Consider the following 14,534-nt stretch of genomic DNA (forward strand, 5'->3'; position numbering starts at 1 on the left):
GGTGGATCAGTCCGACGCGGTTGATGCGGTGACGGATCTGGTGGATCAGTCCGACGCGGTTGATGCGGTGACGGATCTGGTGGATCAGACCGATCTCGTTGACACGGTGACGGACGTGGTTGACCAAACCGATGCCGTCGACGCGGTCACCGACGTGGTGGACACGGTGACGGACCTGGTTGACCAGACGGACGCGGTTGATGCGGTGACGGATCTGGTGGATCAGACCGATGTGGTCGACACCGTGACCGACCTGGTCGATGAATCTGATGTGGTAGACGCCGTCACGGATCTGGTGGATCAGACTGACGTTGTCGATGCGGTAACGGACTTGGTGGATCAGACCGACGTTGTGGATGCGGTCACCGACATTATTGATTCGGCAGACCTGGACTCCGTCGACAGCACAGACGGTTCCCATGATCCGGGTCCCATAGCGCGGTTCTTCAAATCCCTCTGGGACCTCTTCTGGGGCGCAATCATGTTTGTTGTCAATCTCGTTGGACAGGTCATCGAAGTAATCTTCGGCGGGCCGTCCGGCAACGGCTGGTGGGATCTGTAACCGATGGCCACAAAGCGAGAGGTCCGTCCCCCGCAAGACGCCGCAGCGCCGAAGTCGAAGGCTCGCACGAAATGGACACGTGCCAGTGAAGTGCTGATCAGTGCTTTGGTGATCGTCATCGTGTTGGTCGGCGTCGTCGGATCACTTCCAAAGTCAGCGATAAAGAGCACTGCCGCACCGGTTGTCACCCCAATCGCGCGTGCATCAGGCCTGGATCAGAGTTGGGGCGTGTTCTCGCCGAATCCGCCAAGAATAGTGACTGAGTTGGAAGTCCACGTCGTGATGAGCGACGGTGAAGACCGACTGTGGCGACTCGATGCCGACCGTTCGCTCCCCGAGTATCGCTGGCGCAAGTTGAAAGAGGCGGTAATCAAGCACAAAGGGCTTCGCCGCGGATTCGCGCAATGGGTGGTTAGCCAGGTGACCAACAAGACCGACAAAGTGCGGCCGGCCCAGGTACTCATCATCATGCAGACAGAGACCTTGCCGCTGCCCGGTAAGGGCGAGCCAAAGAAAGTAAGGAAGTTGCTGTACAACGGCAAGGTGGCGAGGGCGAAATAATGCTCCAGAAGCTCGACGCTCGCCGGCGCGGCCAAACGGTAATCGAAGCCTGGCGCGGATTTTGGTTTCGCGTCGAACCCGCGTACACAATCGGCTTGATCCGAATCGCCTTTGGCGCGTTGGTAATTCTGTGGGCGCTCGAACTCAAGACCAACCTTTACATCCGATTCGGCACCGAAGGCGTGCTCCCACGGCCGCCTTCTTCGGCGTATACCTGGAGTATCTTCGAGCGGTATTCCACCGACACCGCACTGCTTGTCGGGTGGATCGTGCTGATTGTCGCGGCCATCGCATTGACAGTCGGTTGGCACAGCAGAATCGCCGCCATACTGGTCTTTATCCTGATCGTTTCGTTCGAGCGTCGCAATCCATGGGTTTTCAATGCGGGGGATATGCTCATTCGCATCGAGGCGCTTTTCCTCGCTCTGGCCCCAAGTGGAGCGGCATTGTCTTTTGATCAGCGGCGCCGAACGGGATCATTCTGGTCGGCTCAGCACCGCACCGTTTGGGCACTGCGCCTGATTCAGATCCAGGTCTCAATCATCTACGTCTCCACGGTCATTGCGAAGCTGCGCGGTGAGACGTGGCAGAACGGTACGGCGGTGTTGTATTCGCTACGGCAGTACGACATGTTGATGATGCCGACACCGGCCTGGGTGACCGAGAACCTGGTGGTGGCAAACGCAATGACGTGGGGCACCCTGGTGATCGAATTGGCCATCGGTCTCCTGGTTTGGAATCGACGATGCCGCCCATGGGTACTCGCCGCCGGCGTTGTGCTGCACGTGTCGATCATGTTGACCATTGCGGTCGGCCTCTTCAGCTTCGCGATGTTCGTGCTGTACCTCGCGTTCATACCGCCCGAACGTGTCAAGGCGATGGCCGACAAGCTGAGCGACGCGCTCGACCGAATCGCCGTGCGGTTGAAGCGGCGAGGCCTCGCCCTAGTCGGAGACGACGCGAGCGCGCCCGGCCAAGACGACGTGGCCGTCCTCGAGGATCTCGATGCAAGCACTGATGACCGCGAAAGCAGCGGGCCGTCCGCGCGCAATGGCGATACCCCGATCGGGGCGCGAGCCAGCCGCCAACGTCTCGACGCTGGCCACCCGGATCGACGGCTGAACGGCTCGCATCGCGCCGCCAATCCGGCTCCCAGCCCTGTGTCGGTACCTCAGCTTGGCGCCGACGACGGACCAGCCGGCCGCCACGCCCGCACTGCCCAGACGAGGGCGAGGAACCCGTCCACCGACTAGCCGTGCCCCCGGGCTGAACACGTGTTCGGCCGCCAAGGTGCCAGTCGGCGCTAACGTGGTCGTCGATGAAGCACACACTGTCGTCGAAACTGGTCGCGCTGGCGGCTGCAGCTCTTTTGGTGTTGGCCGGTTGCGGCCGCGAAGCGCCCGAGGACCCGGCGCCGTCCACACCGCCCGGGCCCAGTAAGGCCGCCACGGACTTCGCCGAGACCCTGAGGCAGCGGGTGACGGGTGATGCGCTGTCGGCGCATCTGATCAAGCTGCAAGAGATCGCCGACGAGCACGACGGCAACCGTGCGTTGGGCACCCCCGGCTACGACGCCAGCATGGACTATGTCGTTAACGCGCTGCAGGACAAGGGTTTCGATGTGCAGACCCCAGAATTCGAGGTGCGCATCCCGTTCGCTGAGGAGCCGGCGCTCACCGTGGGCGACGCCACCATCGCCGCCAAGCCGCTGAACTTCACCATCGGCACCCCGCCCGAAGGCGTATCCGGGCCGCTCGTACCCGCCCGTGTCGAGGACTCGCCGGGGTGCACTCCCGCTGACTACGACGGACTACCCGTCGCAGGTGCCGTCGTGCTCGTCGACCGCGGCACCTGCCCGTTCTCCGAGAAGGAGAGCGCCGCCGCCGAGCGAGGCGCGGTGGCGTTGATCGTCGCCAACAACGAGGACGGTGACGAGATGGGCGGCACGCTCGGAGAGCACACCGAGGTGAAGATCCCGGTCATCAGCGTCACCAAGGCCGCCGGTGAGCGGTTGCGCGCCGACCCGGCCAACACCACCATAAAACTCAACGCCGGCGTGCGCACCGAACGCACCCGAAACGTCATCGCCCAGACCGAGACCGGCTCCACCGACAACGTGGTGATGCTCGGCGCCCATCTGGACAGCGTCCCGGAGGGACCCGGGATCAACGACAACGGTTCCGGGGTGTCGGCGGTTCTGGAAACCGCGCTGCAGTTGGGCAGCTCACCGGACGTGAACTACGCAGTGCGGTTCGGCTTCTGGGGCGCCGAGGAACTCGGTTTGCTCGGCTCCAGCGACTACGTGTCATCGTTGAGCGTCGATGAGCTCAAAAACATTGCGCTGTACTTGAACTTTGACATGATCGCATCACCTAACCCGGGCTACTTCACCATCGACGGTGATCAGTCCGCGCCGCCCGACCCGAGCCAACCCGTTCCCCGGGTGCCCGAGGGTTCGGCGGGTATCGAGCGCACGCTGGTGTCGTATCTGGAGAACGCCGGAAAACCGCCCGCCGACATCAACTTCGAAGGCCGCTCCGACTACAGCAGCTTCACCATCGCAGGCATTCCGGCGGGCGGCCTGTTCACCGGCGCGGAAGCAGAGAAGTCTGCCGAGCAGGCTAAGAAGTGGGGAGGTCAAGCGGACGAACCCTTCGACCCGAACTACCACAAGGCATCCGACACGCTGGAGAACGTCAACCGGATGGCGCTGGAGATCAACGGAAAAGGCGTTGCGTACGCCGTCGGGATCTACGCGCAGGACCAGGGCGGCCGCAACGGTGTGCCGATCCGTGACGACCGCACCCGGCACGCCCTCGAATCATGATGAGGTGGGCGGCACTCCTCGCGGCGGCCGCGGTGCTGACGTCATGCTCGACGGCCGATGACCAGGTATCCGCGCCGGAGTTCGCCCGTGGGTTGGCCGAGGCGGTCACCGCCGACGGGATGTACACCCACCTGCAGAAACTGCAGGAGATCGCCGACGCCAACGACGGCAACCGGGGTCAGGGCAGCGCGGGTCTGCAGGCCAGCGTGGACTACGTCGCGCAGGTCCTGCGGGATAAGGGTTTTGACGTCGAAACACCGGAGTACGAGCGGCTCGACCGGATGGCGGGCGGCGACCCGTCGATGACCGTCAACGGTCGTGAGCACAGCGTCGATCAAGCTTCGCTGCTGATCACAACACCGCCGGGCGGTCTCAAAGCCGTCACCCTGCGACCCGGGAAACCTTCCGGGTGTCGTACCGCCGACTACGACGGGGTCTCGGTCAAAGGGGCGATTTCGGTTGTCGACGACACCGGATGCTCCGTGGTCGACAAGCAGAATGTGGCGGTTTCGGAGGGCGCCGTCGGGCTGCTCGTCGTCAGCGACCCGGGTCAGCGCGGCAGCCCGCCCGACCTGTTTCCCGCGGGCTACTACCGTGAGCTGACCGTCCCCGTGGGGATCATCGACACGGGCACCAACGCGGCGCTGCGTCGCACCACCGCACAGGTGTCGCTGGTGCTGGATAGCAAGCCGGTGATGGCCAAGGGCCGAAACGTGGTGGCGCAGACCAAGACCGGCAATATCGACAACATCGTGGTGGCCGGGGCCCACCTGGACAGCTCGGCGGCCAGCCCCGGCATCAACGACAACGGCTCGGGGGTCGCTGCGCTGTTGGAAACCGCGTCGGCACTGGGAGCCCAACCGCGGACGGCCAACGCGGTGCGGTTCGCATTCTGGGGCTCGGAGAAGAACGGGCTCGCCGGCGCGACGAGCTACCTGCAAGGTCTGTCCGCCGAAGAACTCAACCAGATCGCGCTGTACCTCGACTTCGACATGCTTGGGTCGTCAAACGCCGGCTACTTCACCTTCGACGGCGATCAGTCGGCGCAACTCAACCCCGATATTCCGGTGGACTCCGTGCCGGAAGGGTCGGCTGCGATCGAGCGCACCCTCGCCGGGTATCTCTACTCGGCGGGTGCGCGGCCTGCCGACATGCCGCTGAGCCGGGTCACCGACTACAACGCATTTCTGACCGTGGGCGTGCCGATCGGCGGCTTGACCGCAGGGTCCTCGCAGCGCAAATCCGAAGCGCAAGCTCGTCTTTGGGGCGGGCAGTCCGGTGTCGCGTTCGATCCGAATTACCACACCAGACGCGACACCATCGACAACATCAACCGCGATGCGCTTTCGGTGATGGGTTCGGCAGCCGCGTTCGCGGTCGCGACCTACGCGCAGTCCATCGAAGGGGTCAACGGGGTACCGGCTCTGGCGCAGCGAAATCGCGGCGCTCGTTAGCGTTGCGAAACCCGAACAGCCGCATCCCGTGGTACACCAACAGCGCGGCGATCGAGCCGAGCGCGATGCCGGTGAACGTCAAACCGCGGGCGTGCCAGGTGAAGTCGGCGATACCCACGACCAACGGTATGGCGGCGGTCATCTGGCCGACCAACTTGACGTGTCCGAGGTTTTCGGCGACCAGCGCGATCACCGCGGGCAGAAGCATCGGCAGCACAGCCAAGCTGAATGTGGGCGACTGGCCGCCGGCGCCAGGTTGAAGCCGATCAGCGCGACGACCGCTCCGGTGACCACCGGCGGCAACGTCACGTCGATCCAGTGGGTGCCGACGATGTGCACGACCATCCCGATCAGGATGAGCGCGACGCCGACCGCGACCAGACCACCCAACGCGCTGCCGGTTCCCTGTGCGCCCACTGCCGCGGTCACCGGGGCGATCACCGCGAAACTCGAGCCTGGTGTAAGACGCTATGCCAGCGGAGCCACAAGTGAGAACGCCAACACCAGACAACCGATGATTCCCGCGGTCGGAATCGCCCTGCGCCCCAGCGTGAACGCCGCGGCGTTGGCGATCGCGTAGTACACCAGCACGGCGAACGAGGATACGGCGATCACGCTACGCACATCGACCACCGCCGCCAGCACGGCCACCACGGCGCCGACGGCGACCTCGGCGCGGTGGGGGCCGCCGAAGCGCGGGTGCACCGCGGCAAGGGGGCGGGGCAAGACCCCGTCACGCGCCATCGCCAGCGTCGTACGCGATACCCCGAGGATGAGCGCCAGCAGCGAACCGAGCGCCGCCACCGCGGCACCCGCACGGACCACCGGCTCGAACCCGCCAAAACCAGCCGCCGTCACCGCATCGGCCAGCGGTGCCGTCGCCGAAGCCAGTGTCTGGCTACCCAATTCGGACAGCACGGCGACCGCGACTGCGGCGTACACCACCAACGTGATCGCCAGGGCGATCGGGATGGCACGCGGGATCGTCCTTGCGGGTTCGCGCACCTCCTCGCCGAGCGTGGCGATCCGCGCATAGCCGGCGAACGCGAAGAACAGCAGCCCGGCTGCCTGCAGCACACCGCCTGCCGAGACGTCATCGCCGAACGTCAGCCGCGCCGCGTCGACGCCGCCGAAGCCCAGCACGAGCACGACCACCGCGGCCAACACCGCGAGCACCACCGCGACCAGGGCGCGGGTCAGCAGCGCCGACTTCTGAATGCCCGCGTAGTTCACCGCCGTGAGCACCACGACCGCGCCGACCGCGACGGCGTGCGCCGCGCCCGGCCACACGTAGTAGCCAACCGTCAACGCCATCGCAGCGCACGACGCGGTCTTACCGCCGATGAAGCTCCAGCCGGCGACGTTGCCCCAAAACGAGCTGAGCCGCTCCTTGGCGTAGACGTAGGTGCCGCCGGACTGCGGGTACAGCGCGGCCAGCCGAGCCGACGAGGTCGCGTTGCAGTAGGCGACGAAAGCGGCGATCACCAACCCGACCAGCAGGCCGGAACCCGCCGCGGCGGCCGCGGGAGCGAACGCGACGAAGACGCCGGCACCCATCATCGAGCCCAGCCCGATGGTGACGGCGTCGAAGGTTCCCAGCCGCCGATGCAATCCGGGACGCTCCGGCGTGCTCACGCCGAAATGCTAATTCAGGCTGCGTCGCCGTGCCCCACCAGCGATTCACGCACCGACGTCGTCGCCGACGCGAGGACGACGGTCAGCAGCACGACACCGGAGAGCACCGCCAGCGGAATGGTCCACAGGCGGCGGGATAGCAGCGCGCTGTGGCACTCGTCGACGTAGTCGGATTCCCCGACCGCTTCGGCGGCCTGGGTCAGATCCGAGATGTACCCGGTGCCGCAGTTGATCTGGAACCCCCACTGGTCATAGGTGTCGAGGTAGACCGGGAAGTTCATCGCGAGCAGGGCGACGCCCAAGAGAATGGAGGCCACGATTCCGGTGTAGGCAAGGCGGTGATGCCGTTGGCTCAAGTGTCCCCCCGTCAAGTCATACAAACGTCAGAGAAGAGCAGCACGGGCCACGACGCAATCGATCCGAGATAGGAAACCGCCAGGTCGATGCCGCTCATGTGCTGCAGATGCTCGGTGTGCGTGCTGGACCAGAAGACCCCGATGACCAGGTAGGGGGTGCCGATGACCAGGGCGAGCACGATGAGCTCGCCGACCGTCACCCGGAAGCCCAGGACCTTCCGCAGCGCGCCCAACACCCCCATTATGTTAATGACTATTCTTCCGACTGCCAAAGATTTGCTCATGATCTGTAGGCGAACCCGGCCGATATGTGTCCATAAGGTCCGTTATCGTGAATGCCATGTCGCCCAGCGGGTCATCCAACCCGGACACGGTGCGACGTCGGCCGAAGGACCGCAAGGCCCAGATTGCGCAGGCGTCGGCCGAGGCCTTCAGCGGGGTCGGATATTACGGCGTAAGCATGGAGGCTATCGCGTCGCGCGTCGGCATCTCCGCGGCCGCGCTGTACCGCCATTACGCGAGCAAGTACGAGCTGTTCCGTGATGCGGTGTTGAGCCTGGGCCAGCAGTTGGTGGACTGTACGGCGTTCGCCGACGGGGTCGAACTCGACGATCCGCAGGCCCTGCTCGACCAGTTGGTCGCGGCGCTCATCGACACCGCGATGCGAAACCGGACATCCGGCGGGCTGTATCGGTGGGAGGGCCGGTACCTGCGCGGTGACGATCAAGCGTCGCTGATTGCGCAGATGCGCGTCGTCAACCACCGAATCCAACGGCCGCTGCGCGCAATTCGTCCGAGCCTCACCTCACGGCAGCGATGGACGCTGTCCAGCGCGGTACTGTCGGTGATCGGCAGCATCGTTGATCACCGGGCCAAGCTGCCCGCCGTCCAGGTCCGGGCGCTGCTGGCCGACCTGGCCGGGGCGGTGCTCACCACCGATCTGCCCGACCTCGTCGAGGCCGAACCTGCGCCGCGGGTGCGCACGCCTGCCGACTCGTCGAAGTACGAGGCGCTGTTGACCGAGTCGATGTGGTTGTTCCACATCAACGGCTACCGCGAGACCAGCATGGAGGACATCGCAGCGGCGGTGGGCATGCCCGCGTCAGGCATCTACCGGTACTTCTCGGGTAAGAGCGACATCCTCGCCGCCGCGTTCCGGCGGGCAGCCGACCGGTTGTCGGCCGAGCTGGCGACGATCACCAGTACCATCCCCGACCCTGAGGACGCGCTGACCGCGGTTATCGACGCCTACGTCGAGCGGTCCTTCAACCAGCCCGAGCTGGACTACGTCTACTACGCCGAGCGGCTCAACATGACCGCCGCTGACCAGAAGATCCTGCGCAACATGCAGCGCGCCACCGTGGAGGCGTGGGTTCACCTGGTGGTCGCGGTCCGCCCGGAATGGACGCCCGGTCAGGCGCGGTTCGCCGTACACGCTGCGATGTCGTTGGTGATCGATCTGGGCAGGCTGACCCGCTACGACAATTCGCCACAAAGCCACCTGGTGATACAACGGGTACTGGATCTGACGTTGTTGGGCCGCTACCGGTTACGTGCGACGTTGCCCGCGAGGTAGATCAGGTAGCCGACGGTGCCGGCGATGGCCAGTTTGCGGGTCTTGCGGGCGGCCAGGCCGAGGCCCAGCGCGGTCTCGATGGCACCGTTGATGTAGATCTGCTGGCGGCTCTTGGTCGCGAACGCCTGTTCGGTGATCGACTCGAACAGCTCAGGCTTGGCGAAGTGTGCCAACCCGGTCCCAGCGAGAGCTAAACCGGCAAGGGTTGCGGCACGCGAGTTTGTTCCTGATTCGTCTTGGGGCACAGCGGGTGTCCTCTCTGATCACGCAATCTGATAGTCGCTCAACGGAAACTGTGCCGCCTCTTTGAGAGCGGTGCGCGTCGACATCGGCCGGAGCAGTGACGCCTCCCCAGCCGGGTCGAAGTAGTAGGAGCGCGACGGCGCGCAGTTACCGAGCGTGAGCACCGAATCCCCGATGAGTTCGGTCATCCGGTCCAGGTAGCGGGTGTTGGCGTGTTCGGTGACTTCGAACGTTTTCGCGTTGCGGCGCTTCATCTCTCCGAGCAGTCGGTCCATGTGCCGCATCTGGTATTCCATGGTGTTGAAGAAGTTCAACCCGAGGAATGCGTAGGGGCTGGCCAGGCTCAGATAGTTGGGGAAACACGGTACCGCCATGCCCTGGTAGGCCTGGAACCGGTTGTCGCGCCACCACTTTCCGAGGTTTCGCCCGTTGCGTCCGACAATCTCGATCGCGGGGAAGTTGGCCTCCCACAGGTCGAATCCGGTGGCCAGCACCAACGTGTCGATGACGGTCTTGGTGCCGTCGTTGGCGACGATGCCGTCGGCCTCGATGTGTTCGATGCCGTCGGCCTGCAAGTGCACATGCGGTTTGGTGAAGATCCGGTAGTAGTCGTTGGAGAAGGACGGCCGCTTGCAACCGAAGTCGTAATCCGGCGTCAGCTTCTTGCGCAACTCGGGATCGCGCACCGAGAAGAACCGGTGCATCTTGGCTAGATCGGATGCCGCGACGTTGAGACGACGGAACAGCAACTGCCGGTGATGGAGCACGACGTAGATGAAGAACTCGTAGAGCGAGTCGGTGACGGCGCGGAGAGCACGCTGCGCCAACGGAACCCGGGCGAACAGCCGCTTCGCGCGCGGTGAGAACCGGAGGTCGAGCTTGGGCACCACCCAGATCGGGGTCCGCTGGTAGACGGTCAGGTCGGCCGCCTTCTTGGCGAGCTCGGGTATCAGCTGTACCGCGGTGGCGCCGGTGCCGATGATCGCGACCCGTTTACCGTCCAGCTCGTAGCCGTCGTCCCAGGCGGTGCTGTGGATGATCTTGCCGGCAAAGCCGCTGAGGCCTGGGATGTCCGGAGTATTCGGCTGGGAGAGAAACCCCGTGGCGGTGATCAGATAGCGCGCAGTCAGCGTCTCGCCGCCGGCCAGCGCGATCCGCCAGACCTCGGCTTCTTCGTCCCAGCGCGCGCCTTCCACGGTGGTGCGGAAGCGCATGTGTCGGCGCACGTCGTATTTGTCGGCGACGTCATTGGCGTACTGCTTGATCTCGTCACCGGTGGAGAACAGCCGCGACCAGTTCGGGTTCGGCTCGAAGAAGTACGAGTATGTGGTCGTCGGGACGTCGACGGCAAGCCCGGGGTAGCGGTTGACATGCCAGGTGCCGCCCAGGTCGTCCTCACGGTCGACGATGAGGAAGTTCTCGTAGCCCAAGCGCTTGAGTTGGATGGCCGCACCGATTCCGGCGAAACCGGCGCCCACGATGACGGCGTCAAACTGCTCGGAAAGCATGTGAAAAAGGTACCCCAGGTACCGACTAATTCTACGCGCGCCTCGGCGTCGTGATCATCCCTTTATCGTGCCTGTGCGCGGCGGATCGAGGGTTGCGATGCAGGTCACGGCCCGGTCGCCCTCGGCCCAAGTTTCGGCAGTGGGATAGAGCACATACATCTGAATTGTGTCGTCTTCCATTGCGGCGGGCGAGTAACTGGCCAATTCGGGACCGCACTTATCCGCGTAGTCGTCAATGGCATCCTGGCCCGGGAAATCGCCGTCGGGCATCAGCAACACGGCGAACACCTCACCGGCATGCGGCTCGTCGCATCCGGTGGTCTGCACCGTCAGCACCCGGGTACCGCTGGGAATCTCCTTGAGGCAGTCGCCGACCTTCACGTCGGTCGCGGTGACGGTGTCCTTACCCACGATCAGGAACAACGCGATGATGGCGCCGACCACGAGCACGATGACCCCGACGATGACGCCGAGGACGATCAACAGCACCTTGGTGCGGTTTGACTTCGGGTTCTGCGGGGGCGGGTAGTAATAACCACCCGGCGGCGGCGCCGAGTACGGCGGGGGAGGAGGCGGCGGGTACTGCTGCCCACCGTACGGCGGCGGAGGCGGTCCGTACGGCGGCGGTTGGCCCGGCGGGGTGGTCACGCGAGCAAGCGTAGTGCGGCATCGACCGCCATGGCGGATACATCGAGCGACTTGGACCCCAGGTCATGGCGGGCTCCGGTGACCTCGACGATCTCGGTGCGCGCGGCGATGAGCGCCGCCGCGGTACCCAGCTCGGCGATGGTGCCGAACGCGTCAGAGGTGCCGTGGGTGAACACCGTCGGCGTGGTGATGCGCGGCAGGTGCTCGGTGCGCAGGCGTTCCGGTTTGCCGGGCGGGTGCAGCGGATAGGAGAACAGCGTCAGCACGTCGATGTCGACCGCCTGGTCGGCGACCACAATGGAGGTCATCCGGCCGCCGTACGAATGCCCTCCGGCGACCATCGGGCCGTCGGCCAGCGTGCGGGCCACGGCGATGGCCTCTGCGACGCCGGCTTGATCCGCGTTGGCCGATCCGGACGGAGGGCCCTTGGGCCGGCGGCGCCGGTACGGCATGTTGTAGCGCACCGCCAGCCAACCGCGTCGCGCCCACTGGTCGCAAATCCGCGTCAGCAGCGGTGAGTCCCTGCTGCCACCGGCACCGTGGGTGAGTACGACCACCCCCGTCGGCGCCGTGGCGGGTTCGTGGGCGATGCCTGCGATCTGATCGAGGTTCATCTGGTGAGCCTGAACAGCGGTGAGACCGGTCCATGGCCTTGTCCCAACGGGTAGGCCGCGTTGAGACATTCGGTGACCCAGCGCTTTGCGAACGCGACGGCATCGGGCACCGAGTAGCCGTGGGCCAGCGCGCTGGCGGTCGCGGCGGCCAGCGTGTCACCCGCCCCGTGGTCGTGGCCGGTGTCGATGCGCGTGGCGTCGAACTCGAAGAAGTCCGTGCCGTTGAACAGCAGGTCCGGGCTGTGCGATGACGTCCGCAGATGGCCACCCTTGACCAGCGCCCACTGCGGCCCGAGCGCGTGCAGGGCACGCGCGGCGTCGTGCTGGGTCTCGGCGTCGACGACCTCGATACCGGTGAGCAGCCGAACCTCGTCCAAATTGGGTGTCACCAACGTGGCCAGTGGAAACAGTTGGTGCCTAAGGGAATCCAACGCGCTGGGATGCAGCAGTGGGTCGCCGTGCATCGATGCGCACACCGGGTCGACCACCAACGGGACGTTTCCGACGAGGCCCTGCCGGCGCCAGACGTCAGCCACGGTGTCGATGATCGCCGACGACGCCAGCATGCCCGTCTTGGCCGCCTGCACCCCGATGTCGGAGGTCACCGCTTCGATCTGACCCGCGATCACATCGAGGGGAACCTCGTGAAAACCCTTGACGCCCAACGAGTTCTGCACGGTCACCGCGGTGACGGCAACGAGGCCGTGCACGCCCAGCAGAGCGAACGTGCGCATGTCGGCCTGGATGCCGGCGCCGCCGCCGGAGTCGGAACCCGCGATCGTCATCACCCGCACCGGGGTGGCGCCGGGTTTTGGGACGGGCAGAAACGGTTGGTTCATGCCAGCGGAAGGTAGACGCGGTTGCCGTGCTCGGCGAACTCCCGGGACTTCTCGGCCATGCCGGCTTGCCTGGCGGCGTAGTCGCGGACGTCCTGGCTGATGCGCATGGAGCAGAACTTCGGACCGCACATCGAACAGAAGTGGGCGGTCTTGGCCGGTTCGGCAGGCAGCGTCTCGTCGTGGAACTCCCGCGCGGTGTCCGGGTCGAGTGACAACGCGAACTGGTCGTTCCACCGGAACTCGAACCGTGCGCGCGACAGGGCGTCGTCGCGGTCCTGTGCATGCGGATGCCCCTTGGCCAGGTCGGCGGCGTGTGCGGCGATCTTGTAGGCGATGACGCCGTCCTTGACGTCCTTACGGTCGGGCAGGCCCAGATGCTCCTTGGGCGTGACGTAGCACAGCATCGCGGTGCCGGCCTGCGCGATGATCGCCGCGCCGATGGCCGAGGTGATGTGGTCGTAGGCCGGTGCGATGTCGGTGGCCAGTGGACCCAGCGTATAGAACGGCGCCTCTTCGCACAGTTCCTCTTCCAACCGCACGTTCTCGACGATCTTGTGCATCGGCACGTGGCCGGGTCCCTCGATCATCACCTGCACGCCATGGGATTTCGCGATCTTCGTCAGTTCACCGAGCGTGCGCAGTTCGGCGAACTGGGCGGCGTCGTTGGCGTCGGCGATCGACCCGGGGCGCAGCCCGTCGCCGAGCGAGAACGTCACGTCGTAGCGGGCCAGGATCTCGCACAGCTCCTCGAAGTGGGTGTAGAGGAATGATTCCCGATGATGGGCCAGACACCAGGCGGCCATGATCGAGCCGCCGCGGCTGACGATGCCGGTGACCCGTTTGGCGGTCAGCGGAACGTAGCGCAGCAGCACACCGGCGTGCACGGTCATGTAGTCGACGCCCTGTTCGCACTGCTCGATCACGGTGTCGCGGTACAGCTCCCACGTCAGCGCGGTCGGGTCGCCATTGACTTTCTCCAACGCCTGGTAGATCGGCACGGTGCCGACCGGCACCGGGGAGTTGCGCAGGATCCACTCGCGCGTGGTGTGGATGTCGCGGCCGGTGGACAGGTCCATGATGGTGTCGGCGCCCCAGCGGGTGGCCCACACCATTTTGTCGACCTCTTCGGCGATCGAACTGGTCACGGCCGAGTTACCGATGTTGGCATTGACTTTCACCGCGAACGCCTTGCCGATGATCATCGGCTCGGTCTCAGGGTGGTTGTGGTTGGCGGGTATCACCGCGCGTCCGCGGGCCACCTCGTCGCGCACTAACTCCGCAGGAACACCTTCGCGCGCGGCGATGAATGCCATTTCCGCGGTGGTCTCACCGGCGCGGGCGCGCTGCAGTTGGGTGCCGCGGTCGCGTTCGACGCCCGGCCGCGGCGCAAGCCCGCGCTGCAGGTCGAGGTCCGCGGCCGGGTCGGTGTACGGCCCCGACGTGTCGTACAGGTCGAAATGTTCGCCGTTGGACAGGTTCACTCTCCGAAACGGGACCCGGGCGCCGTCCTCGAGTTCCCGGTAGCTCTTGGTGCTGCCCGCGATGGGGCCGGTGGTGATGGACGGAGTTGCCACGGAAGTATCCGACAGCGCCATGGAAATCCTCTCCCTACGCCGGCATTACCCGGTCAGGTTCGTACGGTCGACGGGCCCACCCGTCCTCTCAGCGCACTGGGCGTGCACTCCCGTGTATGGACGCTGCCCACGGTAGC

General features: G+C 65.4%; 15 protein-coding genes, 1 pseudogene and 1 riboswitch. Of the genes and pseudogenes, 6 read left to right on the forward strand and 10 right to left on the reverse strand.

All coding sequences use genetic code 11. The features are described from left to right. The 5 genes from ABQE44_RS13310 to ABQE44_RS13330 all read left to right on the forward strand — a co-directional run. Positions 1-562: hypothetical protein (locus ABQE44_RS13310; RefSeq protein WP_448430238.1), on the forward strand; the 562-nt coding region annotated here is incomplete at its 5' end. A gap of 3 nt (positions 563-565) precedes the next feature. After that, positions 566-1,123: a hypothetical protein gene (locus ABQE44_RS13315; protein WP_448430240.1), complete on the forward strand. Its 558-nt coding sequence runs from the start codon at positions 566-568 to the stop codon at positions 1,121-1,123. Further along, positions 1,123-2,376, forward strand: coding sequence for an HTTM domain-containing protein (locus tag ABQE44_RS13320; protein WP_448430242.1), 1,254 nt, complete (start codon positions 1,123-1,125; stop codon positions 2,374-2,376). Before ABQE44_RS13315 ends, ABQE44_RS13320 begins: the two co-directional genes overlap by 1 nt. Positions 2,377-2,441: 65 nt before the next feature. Then, positions 2,442-3,950: a M28 family metallopeptidase gene (locus ABQE44_RS13325; RefSeq protein ID WP_448430244.1), complete on the forward strand. Its 1,509-nt coding sequence runs from the start codon at positions 2,442-2,444 to the stop codon at positions 3,948-3,950. After that, positions 3,947-5,404: a M28 family peptidase gene (locus tag ABQE44_RS13330; protein ID WP_448392378.1), complete on the forward strand. Its 1,458-nt coding sequence runs from the start codon at positions 3,947-3,949 to the stop codon at positions 5,402-5,404. The genes ABQE44_RS13325 and ABQE44_RS13330 overlap by 4 nt, the downstream gene beginning before the upstream one ends. On the opposite strand, the pseudogene ABQE44_RS13335 reads toward ABQE44_RS13330, so the two are convergent. The 4 genes and pseudogenes from ABQE44_RS13335 to ABQE44_RS13350 form a co-directional block, all read right to left on the reverse strand. Continuing rightward, positions 5,358-5,860, reverse strand: a pseudogene (locus tag ABQE44_RS13335) (solute carrier family 23 protein); the annotation flags it as partial. The gene ABQE44_RS13330 and the pseudogene ABQE44_RS13335 sit on opposite strands and share 47 nt — an antisense overlap. A 12-nt stretch (positions 5,861-5,872) precedes the next feature. Then, the gene (locus ABQE44_RS13340) at positions 5,873-7,039 is read right to left on the reverse strand and encodes an APC family permease (RefSeq protein ID WP_448392377.1); all 1,167 of its coding nucleotides are present in this window, start codon (positions 7,037-7,039) and stop codon (positions 5,873-5,875) included. A 14-nt stretch (positions 7,040-7,053) separates the two neighbouring features. Next, positions 7,054-7,356, reverse strand: a complete 303-nt coding sequence (locus ABQE44_RS13345) for a hypothetical protein (RefSeq protein WP_448430246.1) — start codon at positions 7,354-7,356, stop codon at positions 7,054-7,056. A gap of 50 nt (positions 7,357-7,406) precedes the next feature. Continuing rightward, the gene (locus tag ABQE44_RS13350) at positions 7,407-7,631 is read right to left on the reverse strand and encodes a hypothetical protein (protein WP_448392375.1); all 225 of its coding nucleotides are present in this window, start codon (positions 7,629-7,631) and stop codon (positions 7,407-7,409) included. 104 nt (positions 7,632-7,735) lie between these two features. Here ABQE44_RS13350 and ABQE44_RS13355 point away from each other — a divergent pair, with 104 nt between their 5' ends. Further along, complete coding sequence (locus tag ABQE44_RS13355; protein WP_448392374.1) at positions 7,736-8,971, forward strand: TetR/AcrR family transcriptional regulator; 1,236 nt, start codon at positions 7,736-7,738, stop codon at positions 8,969-8,971. Here ABQE44_RS13355 and ABQE44_RS13360 read toward each other — a convergent pair. From ABQE44_RS13360 to thiC, 6 genes are all read right to left on the reverse strand, one after another. Continuing rightward, a complete protein-coding gene (locus ABQE44_RS13360) occupies positions 8,938-9,216 on the reverse strand; it encodes a DoxX-related protein (RefSeq protein WP_448392373.1) in 279 nt (92 codons plus the stop codon). The two genes, ABQE44_RS13355 and ABQE44_RS13360, sit on opposite strands and share 34 nt — an antisense overlap. 18 nt (positions 9,217-9,234) lie before the next feature. Further along, positions 9,235-10,722: a flavin-containing monooxygenase gene (locus ABQE44_RS13365; protein WP_448430248.1), complete on the reverse strand. Its 1,488-nt coding sequence runs from the start codon at positions 10,720-10,722 to the stop codon at positions 9,235-9,237. 54 nt (positions 10,723-10,776) lie between these two features. Continuing rightward, complete coding sequence (locus ABQE44_RS13370; protein WP_448430250.1) at positions 10,777-11,370, reverse strand: septum formation family protein; 594 nt, start codon at positions 11,368-11,370, stop codon at positions 10,777-10,779. Further along, a complete protein-coding gene (locus ABQE44_RS13375; RefSeq protein ID WP_448430252.1) occupies positions 11,367-11,984 on the reverse strand; it encodes an alpha/beta hydrolase family protein in 618 nt (205 codons plus the stop codon). Before ABQE44_RS13375 ends, ABQE44_RS13370 begins: the two co-directional genes overlap by 4 nt. Beyond that, positions 11,981-12,823: a bifunctional hydroxymethylpyrimidine kinase/phosphomethylpyrimidine kinase gene (gene thiD, locus ABQE44_RS13380; RefSeq protein WP_448392369.1), complete on the reverse strand. Its 843-nt coding sequence runs from the start codon at positions 12,821-12,823 to the stop codon at positions 11,981-11,983. Before thiD ends, ABQE44_RS13375 begins: the two co-directional genes overlap by 4 nt. Beyond that, positions 12,820-14,418 (reverse strand): phosphomethylpyrimidine synthase ThiC, encoded by a 1,599-nt coding sequence (gene thiC, locus ABQE44_RS13385; RefSeq protein WP_448430254.1) that lies wholly within the window; start codon positions 14,416-14,418, stop codon positions 12,820-12,822. Before thiC ends, thiD begins: the two co-directional genes overlap by 4 nt. Beyond that, a riboswitch (TPP riboswitch) is annotated at positions 14,412-14,521 on the reverse strand. Its footprint overlaps the gene before it by 7 nt. Between the last annotated feature and the right edge of the window lie 13 nt (positions 14,522-14,534).

This window comes from Mycolicibacterium sp. XJ2546 (assembly GCF_053483195.1).